The following is an 18,407-nucleotide window of genomic DNA, read 5'->3' as shown; positions in this document are numbered from 1 at the left end:
AAGTCCCAGCGCACCGCGCCGGGTGGGAAGCCGTCTGCCGCCCCGGCCAACCCGGCCTCCAACGGTCGTTCCAATGGAGCGCCAGGCGGGCAGCCGAGGCCTCAGAACGGCCAGCGCCCGTCCTCCTCGGAGTACCGTCCGCAGCCGCGGCCGGCCACTTCCGGCCCCGGTGCGCCGGCGCGTCCGCAGCAGCCGGCGCCCAGCACTCCGGGTCGGCCCGAGCCCTGGTCTCCCCCGGGTACGGCGGCCCCCGCGGCGAGCTCGCCGTACGAGGCGCCGGGGGCGAAGACCGAGTCGTTCGGTGACCGGGTGAGCGCTGCGCGTCAGGCGGTGCTCGACAAGGCCGCCGCGGTGACTGCGGCCAAGCCGGAGAAGAACGACCGGGAAGAGGCCAGGCAGGCGCGGCTCGCCGAGAAGGACGCCAAGGCCTCCAGCCGGCCGCAGACCCGCAAGGCGCGGCTGCGGATGTCCCGGATCGACCCGTGGTCGGTGATGAAGACGGCGTTCCTGCTGTCGATCGCCTTCGGGATCGTCACCTGGGTCGCGGTGTTCATCATCTGGTCCGCGATCGGTGCGGCGGGTGTTTTCGACAACATCAACAGCACCGTGCAAGAGGTGCTGGGTACGCCGACCGCCGAGCCGTTCCGGGTCGAGAACTACATCAACACCGGCAAGGTGATGGGCTTCACGACGCTGCTGGCCTGCGCCGACGTGCTCATCATCACGGCGCTCGCGACGCTCGGATCCTTCCTGTACAACATCGCCGCTACGCTGCTCGGCGGCCTCGAAGTCACGCTGGCGTCGGAGGACTGATTTCTCCGGCCGGGCCCTCGCTGGGTCCGGCCGGAACCGGTTTGGGAGTAGGGCACTTGGTGCGGTAATCTCTCCCGGGTTCGACACCGCAGTACGCGGGCCTATAGCTCAGACGGTTAGAGCGCTGCCCTGATAAGGCAGAGGTCACTGGTTCAAGTCCAGTTAGGCCCACCCGCACGTATTTTCGAAGTCCCGATCCGAGGAGTCCCAGTGCTGAAGAAGCTCCTGCTGGTGCTGCTGGCCGGCATCGGTGGATACTTCGCCTACAAGAAGACCCAGCAGTCCCGCGCCGACAAGGACCTCTGGGCCGAAGCCGTCGACTCGGTAACCCCGGGTCGCTGACCACCCTCACGGGGGCGTAGCTCAACTGGCAGAGCACTGCCTTTGCAAGGCAGGGGTTAGGGGTTCAAGTCCCCTCGTCTCCACCATCACCTTCCTGCAGTTCAGAGCGCAATTCTCGGCTCACGCCACCGTCCTCCCCCGCCGCGTTCAGAGGCGGCGTGCCCTCCGCGTGCCCTAACGCATCGTCTCCAGTCTTCGGGCGAGCCTCCTGCAGCCGGGCGTTGAGCCTGTCAGCGGTAGCCTCCCGTATGGAATTTGATCCGCCCAGGCTCATCGATCGGTGGCCGATACTCGCCGGTCAACTCAGAGATGCGCTCGCTCGCGACAACGAGATCGGACTAGCGAGTCAAGTAGACGAGCTGCGCATCTTTGCGACGTGTCCCTGTGGCGACGACTTCTGTCAGAGCTTCTACACAGAACCGGCGCCCGAGGGGGCCTACCCGGCGGACCGACACCGCAATTGGTCCCCCCAGGCTGGGCGGCCCGGGTGGGACGGCTATCTGATCCTCGACGTTGTCGATGAACGCATCGCCTTCGTTGAATTGCTCGACCGGCCGCCGCTCGATTGACCAGCCAGAGCAGGCGGCGTGCCCCCCGCGTGCCCTAACGAGGGCGCACCAATGGGCCCGACCGGTCACTCATGGGGTTGAACCAGCCGGACCCACGCTCAGCGATCCGACGCTCAAACTAGCGGGAGCTCCACAACCGCCTTTGCAAGGCAGGGGTTAGGGGTTCAAGTCCCCTCGTCTCCACCATCACCTTCCTGCACCTCAGAGCGTGATTCCCCGCCGCTCTCCCTTGCTCCCTTCAGGATCCGCGTGCCCGAGCGCGTCCATGTCGACCTGCCCGCAAGCCTGCTGCTCCATCAGCTCATGCAGGCTGGCACCCGTCGCCGGCCGGTGAACTGATTCCCGGTGTGCCGGAGACCTGGAAGTGCACCGGGTGGACGCCGGCGACCGGCAGCTGACTTCGGGGCCTTCAGGTACAGTTCGCCGTTGCTCAGTTGGGCATGGTTCTCCACGACTGCTCACAGTCGCGCTAGATCACCAGAGCCGTACGCCACGGATGGTTTGGCGCGGTCATAGCCAAGGACTCATCGAGCCACCGCCGCGCATCTGAGCCCAGCAATGGGAGAGCGGCTGCGAAGTCGATCTCGTTCTTGTCCATCTTGCGCTTGGACTTGTAGAACAACTGCACCTCTGGCCTGAGGACCGGTATCCCGTGGTCGGTGAATAGGCCCAGTGATGTGATCGGTCGATGTATGCGAGCGTCGCGGCGAGACCGCCATTCGTCACCGTCGGCTTCGTCCAGCATTATTTGGATCCGCCACGGACCCTCCGGATGTTCCCGACACCAGATGTCGTGTATCCCAACCGGTAGCCATTCTCCGACGTGCCACGGCCGCAGGGTACCGGGGGGATCTGCAGCCTGGATGTCCCAACCATCCAGGACCTCGTGAACCTTCTGCTGGTCACGTCGCAGAAGGAGAACATCGATGTCGCCGTGCGATCGAAGGGTGTGACCCACAAGCAGTTCGATCGCATATCCACCGGCGATCCACCATGGGGTCGTGAGTTGACCAAACAGCCCGGCCACCGTCTCCGGCGACATCGGCTCCCAAACGCCAAGTTCGTCGCCCATGCAGTCAGCATTCCAGGAGACCGGGTCGCTACCCGCAGCTTCGAATCTCGTGCCCTCCACGTGCCCCAACGAGCCCATGCCTGACGATCTACCGTACGGCGAGTTGGTCTGTGCGACTCGGCCGTCGAGGTACTCCGTGGCGCTCCGGGGGACCGGGCCGGGCCCGATCCCCTGTCTGCTCCGTCAACCGGTTGAGCGGGCGTTGTCAGGTGCGGTTGGTTGTTTCGCGGATGAAGGTGTCGGTTTCCTCGTCGGGCATTAGTTCGCGGACTTCCTGGGTGCAGCGGCAGGCTGCGGCGATTTTGGCGGCCCACTTGAGGGCTTCCTCACGGGTGGGGACGTTGATGACGGAGAAGCCGCCGACGACCTCCTTGGTTTCCGGGTACGGGCCGTCGGTGACGAGGCCGTCGGGGTCGACGAGGGTTGCCTGCTGGCGTTCGAGGCCGCCGCCGTACACCCAGACGCCGGCGGTCACGGCCTCTCGGACGACCTCGTGCGAGGCCTCGCCGACCGCGGGCCAGTCCTCGGCGGGGATGTGGTCCATCGCGCCGTCATTGAACGAGATCAAGTACTCCGTCATCCCACGACTCCTCTGTCCTGGCGGCCGCTCCGACCGCCTCTCGCTTCTACTACGAACGGCTTCCCTCGGATCCGACGGTATGCCACCAGAAACCCGCTCCGGGAAATGCGTTGCCCCGACGGCGAGCGGCGAGCACTGTGGCGGGCATGAGCGAGCCAGGTGCGCCGCGGGTTTCGCCGGCGGTCCCTCCCGAGCCGGTGATGCGGACAGCGGCGGAGGCTGAGGAGCGGGAGTACTGGGCGCATCTCTACGGCCGCTGGGAGCCGTTCGATCTGGCTGGTGCGGCGGCGTTCATGGCGGGGTTCGGCCGTCCGTGGTGGATTGTCGGCGGGTGGGCGATCGACGCCTTCACCGGAGTCGATCGGCAGCACGACGACGTGGATGTGTCGATCCTGGCGTGCGATGTGCCTTCGCTGCGTGCTTACGTCGGCGAGCGGTGGCATCTGTGGACTTTGGCCGGGGTGGAGATGCGGCCACTGACCCCGAAGCATCCTGATGTCTTTCACCCGTCGAGTCAGCTGTGGGTACGGAAGCACGGCGACGCTCCATGGGTGCTCGATCTACCGCTGACTCCCGACCGCGACGGCCTTTGGACGAACAAGTTCATCCCGGACCATGCCGGCCGGATCGACGAAGTCACCTGGGTTGCGGACGATGGAATCCGCTATCTGAACCCTGAGATCGTCTTGCTGTTCAAGGCTCGAAAGCGGCGTACCAAGGACGAGAGGGACTTTCGTCTGGTGTGGCCGCTACTCACCGAAGACAAGCAGACCTGGCTTCGCGGAATGATCCGCCGCACCGATACCGAGCACCCCTGGCTGCAACAAATCCCGCGTTAGCTGGCTTTGTGGAGTCGGCCGGCGCCCAGCGCGCCGGTGATCGCGTCGTACTGCTGACGGTTGACGCGGATGACGATCGACTGGCCCTCGTCGGCCAGGGACACGATGTCGTCGCCGGCGGAGTTCCAGACGGTGGCGTCGTACGCCCAGGGTGCGAAGTCGACGAAGGCCGACCAGACCTGGTCGTCGGCGTAGGCGATGACGCCGGTTTGGGCGTAGCCGCCGGGTTCGATTCGACCTGTTCGAGTTGCGACGTCGCGAAGGATGTTGGCGGCGGAGGTGACGTTTGGCGGCCAGTTCGGGGATGGCAGCGGTATGTCGGTCTCGTAGTGGGCCGTGTCGCCTTGCAGGGTTCGCAGGATCAGGCGGGATTCGTGCGCCGCGTCGGCGTGGGTGGGGCTGGTGCCGAGGATGAAAGTTGTCATGTCGAGGGCTGGTGAATTACGCGGTAGGTGGTGAGGAGGTGGCCGGTGGGGGTTTGGGTGGAGTGGAGGGTTTCTAGGCGGATGGCAGGTAGGCCGGCGAAGAGTTGTTGGCCGGTGCCGACGATTGTTGGCATGACTACCAGGCGGAGTTCGTCGACCAGGCCGGCGGTGAGGAGGGCTCGGGTGAGGGAGATGCTGCCGTGGATGCCGATGTCGTCGCCGGGCTCGGACTTCAGGTTGCGGACGAAGTCGAGTAGGTCGCCTTCGATGGGCTCGGAGTTGGACCATTCGGCGTTGAGCGGCGTCGAGGTTGCGACGTACTTGGGGGTGGCGTTGATGAAGGATGCGAAGGGCTCGATGTCGCTGGTCGGCCAGAAGCCGGCCCATTCGTCGTACGTGCGGTGGCCGAGGAGGACCACGTCCTGGGTTTCGATGAGTCGCTGGCCGCTGGCGTCCGTCTCGTCGTCCCAGCCCGTGAGGAACTTGTCGGGAGCCTCGGCGACTCCGTCAAGCGACAAGAAGTAGCCGGCGACAACTTTCCGCGAGTCGGGCATCTGTGGTTCTCCTTCGGAGCGACAGCGGACCTGCAGAACCTTCTACGGGCACAGGATTGCAAGCGCGGCGTCGATCGGGAACAGGTCGGTCAGCGGCTCGCTCGGGCTCCACCAGACGGCGTCGGACATCTCGTCGTTGGCGGTGAAGGGTTGTGGCGAGTCGATCCGGCCGCGGTAGATCGCGAGGTACTCGAGCCGGTCGTCAGGCGCGACCCGGATCTTCGCGACCCCGACCAGCTCGAGCTCGTCGGCGCGCTGGCCGCTCTCCTCTTCCAGTTCGCGTACGGCGGCGTCGCGCGGTGACTCGCCCGGGTCGAGCATGCCGCCGGGGAGCTCCCACGCCTGGCGATACCGGTTGAAGACCATCAGGCACTCATGCCCACACCAGAGCACGACAAGGGATGCGGTCAACGGCACCGAGGGATCCAGCCCGCCGAGCTGCTCTTCAACGAGTCGGTCGAAACTCAGCAGCACCGACCCATCGGTGTTCTCCACCGGGAGCTCATACATGGCCGCCGAGTATTCCATCGCTGCCGGCGAGGTGGCGTCCGGCGCTGGTTCGACTCTGAATGTGCAGGCTGCGAGCTCCTCGATGCGGTGGAGGATGCCTGGGGCGAGCTCGTCAGGGTCGTGGTCGGGTACTTCGATGACGACGCCCGGGCCGCGGTAGATGGTGCAGTGCGTGGTGGGGATGAACTCGAGCAGGTGGTGCTGGACCTTCAGGGCCTGGGCCTCGGTGAGGGTCGCGGATTCGGCGGTCAGGCGGATCACCAGCCCAAGTTATTCGCCGGTGGTGCCGTCCAGGGACTCTCGGAGGAGGTCGGCGTGGCCTAGGTGGCGGGCGTATTCCTCTATTACGTGGGTGAGGATGAAGTGGGGGTCGGTGGTGCCGAATTCGGGGTTGGGGATGGGGCGGGTGAGGTTGCGGGGTGGGAAGACGGACCTGGAGTCGGCGCAGGCGGCGAGGTAGTCGGCGTACACGGTGGCGGCGGGGGTCGGGTCTGACTCGTCGAACCAGTCGGTGTCGGGGTTGGTTCGGTACGGGAAGTACTGCGGGGTGGTGCCGGCCAGGCGGTGCTGTAGCCAGTAGCGTTCGACGCCCTGTAGGTGGCGCATGAGGGACAGCAGGGTCAGGTCCGAGGGCGGGACCGCGCGGTGGCGGAGTTGGGCATCCGTGAGGCCCTCGCATTTCCACAGGAACGTGGCGCGGTGGTAGTCGAGGTTCGAGGCGATCACTTCCAGCCAGGTACCCGACAATGTCCGCTCCGGGCGGACGATCTTCTCGATCACGATGTCGCTCATACCTGTTCGATGCCTCAGGCGGCTGCAGATCGACAGGAGGTGTTGTGGCCGGACGGTCAAGGGCGGACGACGTCGGTGAGGGCGGCGGGTGGGACGTGGCCGGTCGGGGGTCGGGTCTGGGCGAGGGTGATGCCAGTGTCTACCAGAGCGGCGCGGTGGAGGGTGGGGACATCTGACAGTGGAGTCCAGACGGATTCGGCGGTTTCGCCGTTGGGTTCTGGGCGGAGGGTGCCGGCGGTGATGCGGGCTGCGTAGTAGATGCCGATGTTCTGGTGGTCCTCGGGGCCTGGGTGGTTGCGCTCGGCGGCCGGGATGATCCGCGAGTCGACCCCGAGCAGGCGCTCGACGACGGCCGTGCAGCCGGTCTCCTCCGCGACCTCGCGGACCACGGTGTCGAACGGGTCTTCACCCGGCTCGACCCCGCCGCCGGGCAGCGTCCACCAGGTGCCGTCGCCGTACGGCGAGACATACCGCGCCAGCAATACTCGCCCGTCCGAGATACACACGGCGTACGCGGCCAGTCGTCTGCTCATCCACGCGACTCTAGATGCAGAAAGGATGACCGGCCGGGTCGGCATACACGTGGTGATACTCACCGCTCCAAAGAGCCTCGGCGCCGACAGCCAGAGCGTGAGCCCGCGCACCCGGTACGTCGTCAGTCAGCAGATCCAGATGCACCTGCTGCGGGTACGCCGGATCGGGCCACCGTGGAGCCGGCGACGCACTCTGCTGGAACGCCAGCTCAGGCACCCCAGCGAGAACCACCCGGGACGGCGTGTCGAGCAAGCGCGAAGGCCGGTCAAGCAGCGTGCTGTAAAACCCAGCAAGGGCCTGCGGATCAGGGCAGTCGATGACGATACGCCGGATCTCCGCGCGATCGACCGGCTCCGGATACAAACAGAACGGATGCCCGATCGGATCGGCGTACACCTGCCACGAGCCGTTGTCCCGCAGCAGCTGAGCCCCAGGCGGAGCATCAAGCGAGGGTACGGCGATGTCGAGATGCATCTGCTGCGCACCATCGGGCCACCCCGGCGGCTCGTAATCGATCGGCCCGTCACCGAACCCGAGGTACAGGGAGGACGCCGAGCTCCCGACGATGATCCAGTCCTCGCGCACGATCTCCATCCCGAGCAGGTCCGCGTAGAACCGCGCGACCGGCCGAGCCCCACGGTCGTAGCTCTCCGGTGTGTTCCCCGGGCACGCGAACACCACGTTCCGAATCGTCAGCACTCCTTCACCCCACCCGAGAAGCCCGGCCGGCGCAACCGTCAGCTCAGATCAGGAACGGAGTGGGCGCCCACGTAGTCGCGGAAGAGTTTGATCTTGCCGTCCTGGATCCGGAAGACCTGGATGCAGGTGGCCTGGAACGGTGTGTCGGTCGTGGTGTGGCGCGCCTCGGTGACCAGTTCGAGGATCACCACCTCGGGGTCGGTGGTCCGGTGGAGCTGGACCGTGCGGAGGTCGGTGATCTCGACGGCACGGGTGCCGGCCTTGAGTGAGAACTCGCGGATCGCCTCGCGGCCGACCAGACGGTCGGGCACGCCTTGAAGGGCGAACGGCATCTCGATGACGCCGTCCTCCGCGAAGAGTTCGGCGAACGACTCGAAGTCGCGATCGATCAGGTACTGGCGGCGCAGTTCAAGTACTTCCTCAGGAGTCATTCAACGACCGTAGAACGAAATCCACAGAGATTCAACACCTGTAGAATGAATTCGGTGAACGAGACCACCCGCGACCGCCGCCGCGCCGAGACGCAGGAGCGGATCCTGACCGAGGCACGCAGGCTGTTCGCCGAGACCGGGTTCGACCGGACGACGATCCGCGCGGTGGCCGCCGCAGCGCAGGTCGATCCGGGCCTGGTGATGCACTACTTCGGCAGCAAGCAACAGCTGTTCGCCCGGGCGGCCGAGACCGAGAGCCGGCCGTTGGTCGACGGCACGCCCGAGGAGGTCGCCGAGCAACTGCTCGAGCGGCTCCGGCAGTCGTTGATCGAGGAGCCGGTCGCGTCGCTCGCCGTACTGCGCTCGATGCTGACCCATCCCGACGCCGCCGACGAGGTCCGTGGCAATCCACATGTCCGCGGGAGCAACATCAGCAAGGCGATCCACGGCGCCGACGGCGAGCTCCGTGCCGACGTAGTGAGTGCCGTACTGATCGGTGTGGTGCTCGGGCGGCATCTACTCAAGCTGGACCACCTGGCCGACGCGGACCCGGACAAAATTGTCGAGTTGCTCAAGCCCGCGGTCCATTCGTTGACCAAGGAATAGGGCCGTCCGGGCCGGGGTTGGCCCGAGGTATGAGCCTTGAGATCGGAGTCATCCTTCCGACGTCGACGCCGGATCCCGAGCGCCCGATCCTCGGCGATGTCCGGGACAGCGCCAGGTACGCCGAGAGCGTCGGGCTGGACTCGGTGTGGTCGACGGATCATCTGGTCGCGAGTGCGCCGATGCTGGACAGCTCCGTCGTACTCGCGACGGCGGCCGCGGTGACCGAGCGGATCACGGTCGGGTACAACGTGATGCTGCTGGCACTCAGGCCGGTCGCGTGGGCGGCGAAGCAGATCAACACGCTGCAGCTGATGTCGAACAACCGGCTCGTTCTCGGTGTCGGCACAGGGAATCCGGCGCACGGCGACATCGGCTGGCGGGCCGCCGGCGTGGACTACTCGGAGCGTGGCCGGCTGACTGACGAGGCGCTCGCCGTACTGCGGGATCTGATCGCCGGCAAGCCCGCGACCATCGAAGACGATCTCGAGGTGACGCTGTCCCCCGGCTCACCGGTGCCGCCGATCTTTGTCGCCGGCAACGGTCCACGCGCCCATCGGCGAGCGGCCCGGTACGCCGACGGCTGGGCGACGATCGCGGCGACGCCGGACGAGGTCCGCAAGAATCTGCAGAGCATCAACGAACTTGCCGACGGCAAGCAACTGAAGGCGACCGTGGTCGCGCCCCAGCTCGACGGCAACCCCGCCGAACGACTGGCCGAATACGAGGCCGCCGGCGTGGAGCGCATCATCCTGCCGCCCACCGGCGACTGGCGCCGCGACTACGACGAGGCGGCCGAACTCCGCGGCTAGCTGTTCAGCTCGAGCGCCGCGTCCAGCAGGCTCTGGGTGTACTCGTGCTGCGGCAAACTCAGTACGTCGGTGGCCGGTCCTTCCTCGACAAGTACGCCGCGACGCATGACGGCGATCCGATCCGCGATCTGGTGGACGACGCCGAGGTCGTGGGAGATGAACAGCATCGACAGGTTGTGCCGTTGCCGCAGATCGTCGAGCAGGCGAAGGATCTGCGCCTGAACGGAGACGTCCAGCGCAGACACCGCCTCGTCGCAGACCAGCAGCCGCGGCTTGACCGCCAATGCGCGAGCCAGGCTGACACGTTGGCACTGACCCCCAGAGAGCTGGCCGGCTCGCTGACCGGCAACCGACGGATCGAGGCCGACGTCCGCGAGGAGTTGGTCAAGATCACCGGCCGCTGAGGGATGGGTGCGCCACGCCTCGCCGATGATCAACGCGACGGTCATCCGCGGGTTCAGCGACGAGCGCGGGTCCTGGAACACCATCTGGATCGCGCGCTGCAGCTCTCCGGGCCGGCTCGTGCCGGGTGGCACTGGGCGTCCGTCATAAGAAATCGAACCCGATGTCGGCCGGACCAGCCCGACGATCGAGCGGGCCACGGTGGTCTTGCCCGAGCCAGACTCCCCCACCAGGCCGACCGTCTCGTTGGCGCCGACGGTGAGGCTGACGCCGTCCACCGCGACGAACGGCTTCCGGCGCGGCCCGAACGTGACCCGCAGATCCCGAACCTCAAGCATCGAGCACCTCCTCAGCGAAGTGACACGCGGTCCAACGCCCGGGCACAACCTCGCGCAGCGTCGGCTGCTCGGTCCGGCACCGCTCCCGCGCCAACGGGCAGCGTGGGTGAAACGCACACCCGGCCGGTCGATTCGCAGGCGTGGCCGGAGTGCCGGGCAAGGGATGCGCCAGCGCGGTCTTCGTCCGTACGGCGGGAACGCTGTCGACCAAGGCCCGCGTGTACGGATGGGCGGGCTGACGCAGTACGTCGGACGTCGGGCCGCGCTCGGCCACGCGCCCGGCGTACATCACCACGACCTGGTGAGCGACGTGTGCCATCACCCGCAGGTCGTGGCTGACGAGCAGCATCGACAGGCCGGCGTCCTCCTGGATCGACCGCAGCAGCCGGAGGATGCGCGCCTGTACCGTCACGTCCAGCGCGGTCGTCGGCTCGTCGGCGAGCAGCAGCGACGGACTCCCCGCGAGCGCCATCGCGATGACGGCGCGCTGGCGCATCCCCCCGGAGAACTCGTGCGGGAAGCTGCCGAGCTTCTCGGCCGGCGAAGGTATCCCGGCACGGTCGAGCAATTCCACGACCCGCTCGCGAACCGCGGACCGGGACTGACCGGAGCGGCGCAGGATCTCGCCGACCTGGCGGCCGATGGTCTGGGTCGGGTTCAACGCGGCGAGCGGGTCCTGGAAGATCATCGCGATCTCGTGCCCGCGCAGTTCCCGGCGCCGGGTAGCAGTTGCCGTCAGCAACTCCTCCCCGAGCCACGACAGCGAGCCCGAGACCGCGGCACCGTCGGGCAGCAGACCGATCAACGCGTTCGCGGTCATCGTCTTGCCCGAGCCGGACTCGCCGATCAGCCCGACCGTGGTTGCCACGGGGATGTCGAAGGAGACGCCGTCGACGATCCGCACCGCGGCGGATCGACCCGGCAGTTCGACGACGAGCCCGGACGACCGGAGCAACGGCTCCGGCACCGTCGCGTCGCCTACCGCCGCGCCCCGCAAGGGCGCGGTGGGCCTGGCGGGGCTCAAGAGTTGACCTGGAGCTTGGAGAAGTCGGGCAGGCCGTTCGGGTCCGGGGTGAAGCCGCTGAGGCGCTTGTTCCACGCGTAGGCGTACTTCACGGCCATCGGGAACATGCCGACCGCGTCGTCCCAGATGATCTTCTCGGCCTCGCCGTACAGCTTGACCCGCTCCTGCTCGTCGGTGCTGGCCGCTGCCTGCGAGATCAGCTTGTCGAGCGCGGGGTTGCAGTAACCGTTGCGCTTGGCCGCGCACGGGTAGAGGCGGCCGACGGTGTTCGCGGCGTCGAGCATCGGGTTCGACAGTTGCTGGAAGTTGATGTCCCAGTTCAGCGCCAGCAGGTCCTTGGTGAAGACCGCCTGCTCCTTCTGCAGCAGGTCGACCTGGACGCCGATCTTCTGCAGGTCCGAGACGACCGCCTGGTTGAACTGCTGGAACTCCGCGTTCGCGAACTGGAGCCGCAGCTTGGTGCCGAAGTCGAAGCCGGCTGCCGTCAGCGCAGCCTTCGCCGCCACCGGGTCGTACTTGACCGGTGTCTGCGCGACGTACCCGAGCGTCTGCTTCGACACCACCGAGTCCGACAGCGAGCCTGTCTGCGGGTACAGCTTCTTGATGATCGTCGGGAAGTCGACCGCCTCCCACAACGCACGCCGGACGGCGGCGTCCTTCAAAGCCGGCGTCGACGAGTTGAACCACATCGTGTAGACGGCCGAGCTCTGCACGATCTGCACGTTCAGCGTCGAGTCCTTCTGCACCTCGGGCAGCTGATCGTCCGGGATCCCCCAGACCACGTCCGCCTCGCCGGTGCGCAGCGCGGTCAGCCGGGCCGCGAGCTCGGGCATCTTCTTGATCGTCACCTTGGTGACCTTCGGCGCGCCGCCGTAGTACTGCGGGTTCGGCACCAGGACGATCTCGTTCGGGCTGAACTTGTCGAGTTTGAACGGCCCGGTCCCGACCGGTTTGTCGAAGAACGCGGTGTCGTTCGGGCCGACACCCGACGGCAGGACGAAGAACACCGCGAGCTTGCGCGGGATCGCGGCGTCCGGCTTGGTCGCGGTGAGGACGACGGTGTCGTCGGACGGCGCGGTCATCGTGTAATCGGGGAAGTTCGCCGCGTTCGTGCCCTTGAGGTCGATGAACCGCTTGAAGGAGTCGGCCACGTCGGCGGCCTTCAACTCCTTGCCGTCGCTGAACTTGACGCCCTTCCGCAACGTGAAGGTCCACGTGCGAGCGGTGGCATCGGACTTCCAGGAGGTCGCCAGGTCCCCCTCGACCGAACCGTCGGTCTTGGTCCGGACCAGCCGGCTGAAGATCTGCTGCTCGACCATCTGCGGTCCGGTGCCGCCGCCCTGCGGGCCGCCGGGATCGATGCTGTCGACCGGATAGGTGCCGGCGATCACCACCTCACCGCCGCCGGAACCCGAACTGCCGCCGGTGGTGGCGCTGGAGCAGGCGGTGAGGGCCATCGTGGCGGCGACCCCGAGTGTCAGTGCCGCCCGCCGTGTCAGAGGGATCATGAGGTTTCTCCTGCCTTCTGACGCGTCATCAGTTCAGATGTCCGCGTCCGTAACGGGCGGTGAGCTGGTCACCGAGAATGCCGATGTTGACGATCAGCAGCGACAGGGCGAACCCGGGCAGGGCCGAGATCCACCACGCGCTGTCGAGGTACTGCTTGCCATTGGCAATGGTTTGTCCCCAGGACACCGCCGACGGCGGCAGCCCGATCCCGAGGAAGCTCAGTCCGGCCTCGGCGAGGACGACGAGCGCGAACTCGAGTGTGGCCAGTGCGACCACCGGACCGAGCGTGAACGGTACGACGTGGCGCAGCAGGATCGACGTACGACCGACGCCCAGCACCCGGGCCGCGTCGACCCACGCGCGTTCCCGCAACGAGAGCGAGACGCTGCGGGTCACCCGGGCGAACGAGATCCACGCGGTCGCGGCGAGTGCGATCACGACCACCGGCACGCTGCGCTCGAACGCGCCGGCGATCACGATCGTGAGCAGGATCGCCGGGAACGCGAGCAGGATGTCGATGCCCCGAGCAAGGAACGTGTCGAGCCAGCCGCGGAAGTACCCGGCGACGGTGCCGATCGTGACGCCGACGACGCAGGAGACGACCACGGTCGCGATCCCGATCAGGATCGACGTCCGGGCGCCGTACACGACCTGGGCGAGGACGTCGCGACCGAGGCCGTCGGTGCCGAGCCACGCCGTACCGCCGGTGGACAGGTGCGAACCGGGCTTGAGTAGCCGGTCGTCGAGCGAGGTGCGGATCGGGTTGTAGTCGATCACCAGCGGGCCGAGCGCGGCGACCAGCGCGTAGATCGCGAGGACGGCGTAAGGGATCTTGCCGAGCCAGGTGCCGACCCGGCGGACGGCGAGCGGGCGGATCACCGCGAGCGTGGCCATCAGCTGCCCTCCAAGCGGATGCGCGGATCGAGTTGGGAGTAGACGAGGTCGGCAGCGAGGTTGAAGAGCATCACGATGCCGGCGATCACGAACGTCGCGGCCTGGACGACCTCGTAGTCGCGGTTCGTCACCGAGTCGACTACGAGCGAGCCGAGGCCCGGCCAGGAGAACACGTTCTCGACGATCACCGCTCCGCCCATCAGACCGCCCATGTGCAGCCCGACGATCGTGACGACGGGCAGCAGTGAGTTGCGCAGCGCGTGCCCGAGCAGGACCTGGCGATCGGTGAGGCCCTTCGACTTCGCGGTCTGGATGTACGGCTCGCGCAGGGTCTCGGCCACGCTGGTCCGGGTCAGCCGCGCGACGATCGCCGTGAACGGAAGCGCCATGGTGACGGCGGGCAGGATCAGATGCTGCGGAGTGCCCGAACCAGAGCTCGGCAGCAGTCGCAACGCGAGCGCGAAGACCAGGATCAGCATGATCCCGATCCAGAACGTCGGGAACGACTGCAGCGCGATCGCCGACGCAGACACCACGCGGTCGACCACACTGCCCGGTCGGCCACCCGCCAGCAGTCCCAGCGTCAGACCGAGCACCACTGCGATCAGAGTGGACGCCAGCATCAGCTCCGCCGTCGCAGGCAGCCGCTCGAGTACTTCGGACATCGCCGGGTGCCCGAGCCGGTACGAGTCGCCAAAGTCGAGCCGTACGGCGTGACCGAGGTAGTCGACGTACTGGATCGCCAGCGGACGTTGCAGGCCGAGTGACGCGCTCAGCTCCTTGACCTGGTCCTGTGTCGCGTCCGGACCGAGCAGGATCGAGACAGGGTCACCTGGTGCGACCCGAACGATGAGGAAGATCAGCGACGCCGCGCCCCACATCACCAGGACGCCGATCAGCAGCCGCTTGACCACAACGCGAATCATGGAAGCTCCTTGGGAGGTCCGACCGTCGCACCGGGCGCGAACCCGCACCGGACGCTCTCGCTGCGCGCACCGGAGTCAGGTGCCTCCAGCAACTGCACCAGTAGGCCCATCGCCTGACGACCCATCTGTTCGCGCGGCACAATCAGGCCGGTCCACCGAGTGCCGTCATGGCGCGCACCGGTCGAATCACCGAGCTCAACGACACTGAGGTCGTCCGGGATGGTCAGACCGCGCCGAGTCGCACACACCAGCAGCTCTTCGGCCAGCAGTTGTTGCTCGGCGAGCACTGCGGTGATGCCGCCGCGCTGCAGCTCCTCGACCAGGCCGTCCACCTCTGCAACGGAGTCGAGCGTCCAGACCGGTCCGGCGAGATGCTGGTGCGGCGTCGCCTGGCGGAACCCGCCCTCGCGATCACGGCTCGGCTGCGCGCCCCCGTTGCCGATACGTGCGTACGCCACCCGCCGGTGGCCCAGCTCGAACAGCCGCTCGGTGAGTTGCTTGGTCGCACCCGCGTAGTCGGCCGCGACGTACGACACCGGCGGACCCGACACCTCGCGGTGGCCGACGTACACGAACGGGTAGCCGGAGTCGCGGAGCCGCTCGATCTCCTCGACGTTGGGGTCGCGGCCGAGCAGCAGCGCGCCGTCCGCGTGCCAGAGCCGGGTCGAGCCGTCCCGGAAGATCTGCCGCTCGCCGCCGGCGCTGGTGAACAGGAGCAGGTCGTAGCCGAGGTCGGCTGCCTCCTGCTCCATGCCGAGCAGGAACGGGAAGTAGAAGTCCACGCCGCTGGTCGGGAACACCGGCTCGAACGTGTAGACGCCGATGATCTTGTTCCGGCCGCCGGCCAGCGAGCGGGCCGAGGCGTTTGCGACATACCCCCACTCGCGCATCACTGTCAGCACCCGCTCGCGGGTCGCCGGGCTGATCCGGATACTCGCGGCGCGCTCGTTGAGCACCAGCGAGACGGTCGCCTGGCTGACCCCGGCGAGCCGGGCGATGTCGGCCTGCGTGGGTCTCTTGGCCGGGGTGCGGCTCAACGTGGTTTCCTTCCTGCTAATACGCCCTACCACAGCGGTTCCGGAAGTTTCGCCAGCGTTTCGAGCAGGTGTCAAGAGGTGGCTTTGATTAGCTGGGTATTAGCAGCTAATCCCCATTAGCACCTGGTGTTCGCGCTCGGTGCGCGGTTAGCGTCCCGGCATGCAGCCATCCCCTGCGGTACCGACCGCGGCCGCCGCCGTGACGTTGCGCCCGGTGTCCGAGGCCCAGGTGACGGGCGGGTTCTGGGCCGGCCGGATGGCCGCCAATCGCGCCGCGATCCCGCTCGGCCGCGAGCGACTCGAGGCTGCCGGGAACCTCGCGAACCTGCGGATCGCCGCCGGCGAGGCGAGCGGCGACGCGCAGGGCGCCAGCTTCCGCGACTCCGATGTCTACAAGTGGCTGGAGGCCGCGGCCTGGGACGGTTCGCAACCGTTCGTTGACCTGATCCGGACGATCAGCGCGGCACAGCGAGACGACGGCTACCTCAACTCCGCCATCCAGGTCCGCGGTGAGGAGCCGTACACCCATCTCTGGAACAGCCACGAGCTCTACTGCACCGGCCACCTGTTCCAGGCAGCGGTCGCTGCAACGAGAGCCACCGGCGACACCGCGCTCCTCAAGGTAGCCACGAGGTTCGCCGACCATCTCGCTGACACCTTCGGGCCGTCGGGGCGCACCGAACTCGAAGGCCATCCGGTCATCGAGTCCGCGCTGGTCGAGCTCTACCGCGAGACCGGCAACCATCGCTACCTGGACCTGGCGAAGTACTTCGTCGACGCCCGTGGCCACGGCAAGGCGACCAAGCCAGGCTTCGATCCCTCCCACTACGGTGACCCGGCGCACTACTCGGACCGCGTCCCCGTCCGCGACGCCGACACGCTGGAGGGCCACGCCGTACGCGCGGTGTACTTCGCCACCGGTGCCACCGACGTAGCGATCGAGACCAACGACGAGGAGCTCCTGGACGCAGTACTCCGGCAGTACGACAACCTGCGGCGGCGCAAGCAGCACGTGACCGGTGCGGTCGGGTCGCGGTGGGACGGTGAAGCGTTCGGCGAGGACTACGAGCTCCCACCGGACCGTGCGTACGCCGAGACCTGCGCGGCGATCGGCGTACTGCAGTGGGCCTGGCGATTGCTGCTGGCAACCGGTGACCCGTCGTACGCCGACCAGATCGAACTGCTGCTCTACAACGCGATCCTGCCGGCCGTGTCGCTCGAGGACGCGGACTACTTCTACGTGAACACGCTGCACCGCCGGACCGGTGCGCGTGGTGACGTGCAGCGCGCACCGGCGTACGGACGACAGCCGTGGTTCAACTGTGCGTGCTGTCCACCCAATGTGATGCGCACCCTGGCCAGCCTGCCGTCGTACCTCGCCACTGGTACCGCGGACGGCCTGCAGATCCAGCAGTACGCCGTGAGCACGCTGCGGGCCGGATCGCTGGCGGTAGACGTCGAGACCGACTACCCGTGGGACGGGCGCGTCACGGTGACTGTCCGAGAGGCACCTGCCGCTGAAGTCGAGCTGGCGCTGCGCATCCCCGAGTGGGCGACCGATGCAACCGTCGACAATAGGCCGGTCGTAGCCGGGGACTACGCCCGCGTACGTCGTGTCTTCCAACCAGGCGACCAGGTAGCGCTGCAGCTACCGCTGCCGCCGCGACTGCTGACCTCGAACGACCGCGTCGACTCCACCCGTGGTTGTGTCGCCGTGGCGCGCGGACCACTGGTCTATGCGCTGGAGCAACCAGACCAGCAGTCCGGCGTCGTACTGGAGGACCTCCGCCTCGACCCAGCAGCGGCAATCACCACTGCTCGCACCGAGCTGCTCGGCGGTGTCACCACTCTGCACAGCACCCAGCTGACTCTCATCCCCTACTACGCCTGGGCGAACCGGGGACTGCACCCGATGCGCGTCTGGATACCTACAAGCTGACAACTTCACCTCCGACGGCCAAGCGAGCCGGGACCCTCCTGCCACGTCGGTGACGCGTCACCTTTACCCTCGGGAGTATGGCTGGAGCTGTCGTGGTGGGAGTCGGACCCGGGATCGGTCTCGCGGTGGCCAAGCGATTCGTCCGGGAAGGAATGAGTGCCGGTCTGATCGCGCGTTCCGAGTCGACGGTGAAGGCTGTCGCGGACGAGCTCGCGGGCGCCGACGTACTGCCGTTGACCGCCGACGTGACCGACGAGGTCGGTCTGCGGTCGGCTCTCGATCGGGTTGTCGCGGCGTACGGCGTACCGGAGGTCGTCGTCTACAACGCAGCCCTCATCCGGTCGGACCGGATCGGCGACCTCACCGCGCAGCAGCACCGTGACGCCTGGGCCGTGAACGTGGTCGGCGCGATCACCACCGCTGCCCACCTCGCCCCCGCGATGGCCGAGCGTGGCAGCGGGTCCTTCTTGATCACCGGCGGGATGCCGCAACCGAAGCCTGACTACGCGAGCCTCTCACTGGGCAAGGCCGGTGTCCGCGCGCTCGTCACCCTCCTCCACCAGCAGTACGGCGCGGCCGGCGTTCACGCAGCGAGTGTCACCGTCAGCGGCGGCGTCGGACCGGGCACCGGGTGGGAGCCCGACGAGATCGCGAGCCACTACTGGCGCCTCCACCAGCAGGCACCCGCCGACTGGATCCAGGAGATCGTCATCTGAACTTGGCCTGGTGAAAGGCCGGCCCGATTGGATCTGCCGTTCACCGC

23 protein-coding genes and 2 tRNA genes are annotated in these 18,407 nt (G+C 67.3%); 10 read left to right on the top strand and 15 right to left on the bottom strand.

All coding sequences use genetic code 11. The features are described from left to right. Nucleotides 1-309 precede the first annotated feature (309 nt). The 5 genes from ABT313_RS18180 to ABT313_RS18160 all read left to right on the top strand — a co-directional run bounded on the left by ABT313_RS18180 (nucleotide 310) and on the right by ABT313_RS18160 (nucleotide 1,724). A complete protein-coding gene (locus ABT313_RS18180; protein ID WP_350854534.1) occupies nucleotides 310-813 on the top strand; it encodes a DUF3566 domain-containing protein in 504 nt (167 codons plus the stop codon). Between the two features lie 97 nt (nucleotides 814-910). Then, nucleotides 911-984 (top strand) — tRNA-Ile (locus tag ABT313_RS18175). Nucleotides 985-1,023: 39 nt separating this feature from the next. After that, a complete protein-coding gene (locus ABT313_RS18170; protein ID WP_233714837.1) occupies nucleotides 1,024-1,155 on the top strand; it encodes a DLW-39 family protein in 132 nt (43 codons plus the stop codon). 10 nt (nucleotides 1,156-1,165) lie between these two features. Further along, nucleotides 1,166-1,241, top strand: a tRNA-Ala gene (locus ABT313_RS18165). 162 nt (nucleotides 1,242-1,403) lie between these two features. Further along, nucleotides 1,404-1,724, top strand: coding sequence for a hypothetical protein (locus tag ABT313_RS18160; RefSeq protein ID WP_350854531.1), 321 nt, complete (start codon nucleotides 1,404-1,406; stop codon nucleotides 1,722-1,724). Between the two features lie 469 nt (nucleotides 1,725-2,193). Here ABT313_RS18160 and ABT313_RS18155 read toward each other — a convergent pair whose 3' ends face one another. Together ABT313_RS18155 and ABT313_RS18150 are read right to left on the bottom strand one after the other, a co-directional pair. Continuing rightward, complete coding sequence (locus ABT313_RS18155) at nucleotides 2,194-2,796, bottom strand: nucleotidyltransferase domain-containing protein (RefSeq protein ID WP_350854528.1); 603 nt, start codon at nucleotides 2,794-2,796, stop codon at nucleotides 2,194-2,196. A gap of 205 nt (nucleotides 2,797-3,001) precedes the next feature. Then, complete coding sequence (locus ABT313_RS18150) at nucleotides 3,002-3,376, bottom strand: YciI family protein (RefSeq protein WP_350854525.1); 375 nt, start codon at nucleotides 3,374-3,376, stop codon at nucleotides 3,002-3,004. 146 nt (nucleotides 3,377-3,522) lie between these two features. Between ABT313_RS18150 and ABT313_RS18145 the strand changes: the two genes are divergently transcribed. After that, the gene (locus ABT313_RS18145) at nucleotides 3,523-4,215 is read left to right on the top strand and encodes a nucleotidyltransferase domain-containing protein (protein WP_502883999.1); all 693 of its coding nucleotides are present in this window, start codon (nucleotides 3,523-3,525) and stop codon (nucleotides 4,213-4,215) included. Here ABT313_RS18145 and ABT313_RS18140 read toward each other — a convergent pair. Genes ABT313_RS18140 through ABT313_RS18110 form a run of 7 tightly spaced genes read right to left on the bottom strand, consistent with a single transcriptional unit; the run spans nucleotide 4,212 to nucleotide 8,160 of the window. Further along, the gene (locus tag ABT313_RS18140; RefSeq protein ID WP_350854519.1) at nucleotides 4,212-4,640 is read right to left on the bottom strand and encodes a hypothetical protein; all 429 of its coding nucleotides are present in this window, start codon (nucleotides 4,638-4,640) and stop codon (nucleotides 4,212-4,214) included. The genes ABT313_RS18145 and ABT313_RS18140 overlap by 4 nt on opposite strands. Then, nucleotides 4,637-5,194, bottom strand: coding sequence for a dihydrofolate reductase family protein (locus tag ABT313_RS18135; protein WP_350854517.1), 558 nt, complete (start codon nucleotides 5,192-5,194; stop codon nucleotides 4,637-4,639). The genes ABT313_RS18140 and ABT313_RS18135 overlap by 4 nt, the downstream gene beginning before the upstream one ends. Before the next feature lie 42 nt (nucleotides 5,195-5,236). After that, nucleotides 5,237-5,965, bottom strand: a complete 729-nt coding sequence (locus ABT313_RS18130) for an NUDIX hydrolase (protein ID WP_350854514.1) — start codon at nucleotides 5,963-5,965, stop codon at nucleotides 5,237-5,239. A gap of 9 nt (nucleotides 5,966-5,974) precedes the next feature. Then, nucleotides 5,975-6,496, bottom strand: a complete 522-nt coding sequence (locus ABT313_RS18125; RefSeq protein ID WP_350854511.1) for a DinB family protein — start codon at nucleotides 6,494-6,496, stop codon at nucleotides 5,975-5,977. A gap of 56 nt (nucleotides 6,497-6,552) precedes the next feature. Beyond that, a complete protein-coding gene (locus ABT313_RS18120; protein ID WP_350854508.1) occupies nucleotides 6,553-7,029 on the bottom strand; it encodes an NUDIX hydrolase in 477 nt (158 codons plus the stop codon). A 10-nt stretch (nucleotides 7,030-7,039) separates the two neighbouring features. Beyond that, complete coding sequence (locus tag ABT313_RS18115; RefSeq protein ID WP_350854505.1) at nucleotides 7,040-7,729, bottom strand: VOC family protein; 690 nt, start codon at nucleotides 7,727-7,729, stop codon at nucleotides 7,040-7,042. A 38-nt stretch (nucleotides 7,730-7,767) separates the two neighbouring features. Then, complete coding sequence (locus ABT313_RS18110; protein ID WP_350854502.1) at nucleotides 7,768-8,160, bottom strand: nuclear transport factor 2 family protein; 393 nt, start codon at nucleotides 8,158-8,160, stop codon at nucleotides 7,768-7,770. Between the two features lie 54 nt (nucleotides 8,161-8,214). Here ABT313_RS18110 and ABT313_RS18105 point away from each other — a divergent pair, with 54 nt between their 5' ends. Together ABT313_RS18105 and ABT313_RS18100 are read left to right on the top strand one after the other, a co-directional pair. Beyond that, nucleotides 8,215-8,766, top strand: coding sequence for a TetR/AcrR family transcriptional regulator (locus ABT313_RS18105; protein WP_350854499.1), 552 nt, complete (start codon nucleotides 8,215-8,217; stop codon nucleotides 8,764-8,766). Between the two features lie 29 nt (nucleotides 8,767-8,795). Continuing rightward, nucleotides 8,796-9,575: an LLM class flavin-dependent oxidoreductase gene (locus ABT313_RS18100; RefSeq protein WP_350854496.1), complete on the top strand. Its 780-nt coding sequence runs from the start codon at nucleotides 8,796-8,798 to the stop codon at nucleotides 9,573-9,575. On the opposite strand, the gene ABT313_RS18095 is transcribed toward ABT313_RS18100, so the two are convergent. From ABT313_RS18095 to ABT313_RS18070, 6 genes are read right to left on the bottom strand one after another with little or no spacing between them, the layout of a single operon-like run. Next, on the bottom strand, nucleotides 9,572-10,315 hold the full coding sequence (locus ABT313_RS18095) for an ABC transporter ATP-binding protein (protein WP_350854494.1): 744 nt from the start codon (nucleotides 10,313-10,315) through the stop codon (nucleotides 9,572-9,574). The genes ABT313_RS18100 and ABT313_RS18095 overlap by 4 nt on opposite strands. After that, entirely contained in the window at nucleotides 10,308-11,282 is a 975-nt protein-coding gene (locus ABT313_RS18090) for an ABC transporter ATP-binding protein (RefSeq protein ID WP_350854491.1), read from the bottom strand. Before ABT313_RS18090 ends, ABT313_RS18095 begins: the two co-directional genes overlap by 8 nt. Nucleotides 11,283-11,335: 53 nt before the next feature. Beyond that, nucleotides 11,336-12,847 carry an ABC transporter substrate-binding protein gene (locus ABT313_RS18085; protein WP_350854488.1) on the bottom strand — a complete coding sequence of 504 codons (1,512 nt, stop codon included), beginning with the start codon at nucleotides 12,845-12,847 and terminating at the stop codon, nucleotides 11,336-11,338. Nucleotides 12,848-12,875: 28 nt separating this feature from the next. Further along, a complete protein-coding gene (locus ABT313_RS18080) occupies nucleotides 12,876-13,742 on the bottom strand; it encodes an ABC transporter permease (RefSeq protein ID WP_350854486.1) in 867 nt (288 codons plus the stop codon). Continuing rightward, complete coding sequence (locus tag ABT313_RS18075; protein ID WP_350854483.1) at nucleotides 13,742-14,668, bottom strand: ABC transporter permease; 927 nt, start codon at nucleotides 14,666-14,668, stop codon at nucleotides 13,742-13,744. Before ABT313_RS18075 ends, ABT313_RS18080 begins: the two co-directional genes overlap by 1 nt. Beyond that, a complete protein-coding gene (locus ABT313_RS18070) occupies nucleotides 14,665-15,705 on the bottom strand; it encodes a LacI family DNA-binding transcriptional regulator (protein WP_350854480.1) in 1,041 nt (346 codons plus the stop codon). The genes ABT313_RS18075 and ABT313_RS18070 overlap by 4 nt, the downstream gene beginning before the upstream one ends. 160 nt (nucleotides 15,706-15,865) lie before the next feature. Here ABT313_RS18070 and ABT313_RS18065 point away from each other — a divergent pair, with 160 nt between their 5' ends. Both ABT313_RS18065 and ABT313_RS18060 read left to right on the top strand, forming a co-directional pair. After that, nucleotides 15,866-17,644 carry a glycoside hydrolase family 127 protein gene (locus ABT313_RS18065; protein ID WP_350854478.1) on the top strand — a complete coding sequence of 593 codons (1,779 nt, stop codon included), beginning with the start codon at nucleotides 15,866-15,868 and terminating at the stop codon, nucleotides 17,642-17,644. 77 nt (nucleotides 17,645-17,721) lie between these two features. Beyond that, complete coding sequence (locus ABT313_RS18060) at nucleotides 17,722-18,360, top strand: SDR family NAD(P)-dependent oxidoreductase (protein WP_350854475.1); 639 nt, start codon at nucleotides 17,722-17,724, stop codon at nucleotides 18,358-18,360. Nucleotides 18,361-18,407 lie beyond the last annotated feature (47 nt).

The organism is Kribbella sp. NPDC000426, from assembly GCF_040300265.1.
In the GTDB taxonomy this organism is placed as follows: Bacteria; Actinomycetota; Actinomycetes; order Propionibacteriales; family Kribbellaceae; genus Kribbella.
This window is presented reverse-complemented; position numbering and strand designations above follow the sequence as displayed.

What these genes read in the sequence shown, in the direction of transcription:
- ABT313_RS18080 (WP_350854486.1), bottom strand. Translation starts at nt 13,742, where the DNA reads ATGGCCACGCTCGCGGTGATCCGCCCGCTCGCCGTCCGCCGGGTCGGC.
- ABT313_RS18145 (WP_502883999.1), top strand. Translation starts at nt 3,523, where the DNA reads ATGAGCGAGCCAGGTGCGCCGCGGGTTTCGCCGGCGGTCCCTCCCGAG.
- ABT313_RS18060 (WP_350854475.1), top strand. Translation starts at nt 17,722, where the DNA reads ATGGCTGGAGCTGTCGTGGTGGGAGTCGGACCCGGGATCGGTCTCGCG.
- ABT313_RS18155 (WP_350854528.1), bottom strand. Translation starts at nt 2,796, where the DNA reads ATGGGCGACGAACTTGGCGTTTGGGAGCCGATGTCGCCGGAGACGGTG.
- ABT313_RS18075 (WP_350854483.1), bottom strand. Translation starts at nt 14,668, where the DNA reads ATGATTCGCGTTGTGGTCAAGCGGCTGCTGATCGGCGTCCTGGTGATG.
- ABT313_RS18085 (WP_350854488.1), bottom strand. Translation starts at nt 12,847, where the DNA reads ATGATCCCTCTGACACGGCGGGCGGCACTGACACTCGGGGTCGCCGCC.
- ABT313_RS18120 (WP_350854508.1), bottom strand. Translation starts at nt 7,029, where the DNA reads ATGAGCAGACGACTGGCCGCGTACGCCGTGTGTATCTCGGACGGGCGA.
- ABT313_RS18160 (WP_350854531.1), top strand. Translation starts at nt 1,404, where the DNA reads ATGGAATTTGATCCGCCCAGGCTCATCGATCGGTGGCCGATACTCGCC.
- ABT313_RS18065 (WP_350854478.1), top strand. Translation starts at nt 15,866, where the DNA reads ATGCAGCCATCCCCTGCGGTACCGACCGCGGCCGCCGCCGTGACGTTG.
- ABT313_RS18140 (WP_350854519.1), bottom strand. Translation starts at nt 4,640, where the DNA reads ATGACAACTTTCATCCTCGGCACCAGCCCCACCCACGCCGACGCGGCG.
- ABT313_RS18110 (WP_350854502.1), bottom strand. Translation starts at nt 8,160, where the DNA reads ATGACTCCTGAGGAAGTACTTGAACTGCGCCGCCAGTACCTGATCGAT.
- ABT313_RS18095 (WP_350854494.1), bottom strand. Translation starts at nt 10,315, where the DNA reads ATGCTTGAGGTTCGGGATCTGCGGGTCACGTTCGGGCCGCGCCGGAAG.
- ABT313_RS18135 (WP_350854517.1), bottom strand. Translation starts at nt 5,194, where the DNA reads ATGCCCGACTCGCGGAAAGTTGTCGCCGGCTACTTCTTGTCGCTTGAC.
- ABT313_RS18150 (WP_350854525.1), bottom strand. Translation starts at nt 3,376, where the DNA reads ATGACGGAGTACTTGATCTCGTTCAATGACGGCGCGATGGACCACATC.
- ABT313_RS18125 (WP_350854511.1), bottom strand. Translation starts at nt 6,496, where the DNA reads ATGAGCGACATCGTGATCGAGAAGATCGTCCGCCCGGAGCGGACATTG.
- ABT313_RS18100 (WP_350854496.1), top strand. Translation starts at nt 8,796, where the DNA reads ATGAGCCTTGAGATCGGAGTCATCCTTCCGACGTCGACGCCGGATCCC.